The 1,909-nt window shown below is 32.0% G+C and carries 3 protein-coding genes, 1 pseudogene and 1 riboswitch; of the genes and pseudogenes, 2 read left to right on the forward strand and 2 right to left on the reverse strand.

From position 1 onward, the window contains the following. Together AC1DTM_RS24470 and tsaA are read left to right on the forward strand one after the other, a co-directional pair. Window positions 1-189, forward strand: a pseudogene (locus AC1DTM_RS24470) (SAM-dependent methyltransferase); the annotation flags it as partial. 27 nt (window positions 190-216) lie between these two features. Continuing rightward, entirely contained in the window at window positions 217-675 is a 459-nt protein-coding gene (tsaA, locus tag AC1DTM_RS24475; protein ID WP_002167946.1) for a tRNA (N6-threonylcarbamoyladenosine(37)-N6)-methyltransferase TrmO, read from the forward strand. A gap of 71 nt (window positions 676-746) precedes the next feature. On the opposite strand, the gene AC1DTM_RS24480 is transcribed toward tsaA, so the two are convergent. Then, the gene (locus tag AC1DTM_RS24480; protein ID WP_000945244.1) at window positions 747-890 is read right to left on the reverse strand and encodes a hypothetical protein; all 144 of its coding nucleotides are present in this window, start codon (window positions 888-890) and stop codon (window positions 747-749) included. A 97-nt stretch (window positions 891-987) separates the two neighbouring features. After that, window positions 988-1,130: riboswitch (cyclic di-AMP (ydaO/yuaA leader) on the reverse strand. A gap of 28 nt (window positions 1,131-1,158) precedes the next feature. Then, window positions 1,159-1,629, reverse strand: a complete 471-nt coding sequence (locus AC1DTM_RS24485) for a GNAT family N-acetyltransferase (RefSeq protein ID WP_085311949.1) — start codon at window positions 1,627-1,629, stop codon at window positions 1,159-1,161. Between the last annotated feature and the right edge of the window lie 280 nt (window positions 1,630-1,909).

The following is a 1,909-nucleotide window of genomic DNA, read 5'->3' on the forward strand; positions in this document are numbered from 1 at the left end:
TTATATAAGCGAAAAATGAGTACATACATAAATGAGTTAAATAGAGTTGGTTTTACAATTGAGAGAATAGAAGAACCTGAACCATCTAGCGTATTTGATGGAGAAATAGCAGAGCCTTCTACGAAGTATTATTCTTTATATAAAGCTAGGATGGTGCCGACGACGTTCATTATTAAGGTAAGGAAGTAAATAATGCTGCATAAAGAAGGGGAAAAAATGAGTCATATTAATATGGTGAAAATTGGTGAAGTGCAAAACTCTATAGATGAAAAAGTGTACAGTAATTGGGGAAGTGTTATTTCTAACATTAATATATATCCAGAGTATATTGGAGGATTAGCTGGCCTTGAGGATTACTCTCATGCAATTGTTATTTTTTATATGAATGATTTCCAGGAAGAAAATAACGAGTCGTGGGCTAGAAAGCCAAGGGGACTAAGTGATTTAGATGAAAAGGGATGTTTTGCGCAACGGACAAAGTATCGTCCAAACCCCATTGGAATTACTACTGTTGAAATATTGTCCATTGAAAATAATGTTATGACTGTGCAAGGATTAGACGCTAATGATCAAACGGCTATTTTAGATATAAAACCATATATTTCTGCTTTTGATGCAAGGGAAAATGTTAGTGTTCCAGATTGGATGAATAAATTGATGCAAGATTATTTTTAATGCTAATACAAAAAGATTTGCAGTTCATAATTGCAAATCTTTTTGTATTAAATATTGTATGCATGGTTTATTTATCTCTTCGGTTGAAAAATATGCTGAAAAAAGTATTTGTGATGTAAGTTATCTACAATTTTATTTGCTTGATATGTGCGGTGTTGTTCGAGTCGAAGTCTTTGCTCCATCATTTTTATTGCGTGATCTGATAAACGTAACATTGTACCAGTCTCCTTTTCTATAAATATAGTTTTCTGATTGATATCGATTCCATATTTATAACTAAGGAGGCAAAGTGTGTAACATAGGCAAAAAGCACCTTCCTCTCCCATTACGCTTACGAGGTTAGCTGTCGGACTCGGGAAGTGAGAGTTTCCCTACTTAAAAAAGATTCGCCCCAAGTAGCATAGCTACAAAAATGGTTCCCCCGCTCCAAAATTTGGACTCAGCAAAAGGTTGTATAAAGTAAAAAATAACATAAATAAATAATTAAGTCAAATTATTTTGTGTTTTCTGTCTTTTAAGTTGCGTAAGAATCATGCCATCAGGTAGTGTTGTATCTGTTACTTCAATGAAGCTGTGTTTTTTATATAATGCGAGAGCTGGAGTATTGGCTTTACCTGTCTGTACAATGTATGTCATTGAAGACGAGAACATGTTAAATATATAAAGTAGCAGTTTCGTTGCGATTCCTTTTTGAAAAAAATCGGGCGATACAACTAATCTATGGATATCGATTAGTTCTTCTTCTTGTATAAAAGAAATAAAGCCGACGAGTTTATTTTCAGAGAAATATCCATAGAATGTTTCATCACAATTTTGAATATCGTTTACAGTATCATATAAACGAGGTATTGCAGTACTGTTTAAAAAGTCTGCTTCAATTTTATAAGCTGGAATTTGAACCTTTAAAATGGATGTTGCTACTTCATAAGAAGTGGGAAGTAATTTATGAATCATAGATAATAACGCCTCCTTTAAATATGATATATTAATATAATTGATTTGTGGGTAAGTTTGACAATTTTTTTCTTTTTTGCATATAATATATGTATCTCCATACATAAAATGTTCGTAGGTATATTTCTATAGTAGGATATGGTTAGCGTAGATAAATACGTAATCTTATATAAGAGTTTAGCTACTCTTGTATTTGAAAATACAAACTATAATAGAAATGAGGGACTAAAAATGGGATGGATTATTACATTAATAGTTGGTGCTATTATAGGTATAATTG

This window comes from Bacillus sp. P4_D3, from assembly GCF_056401855.1.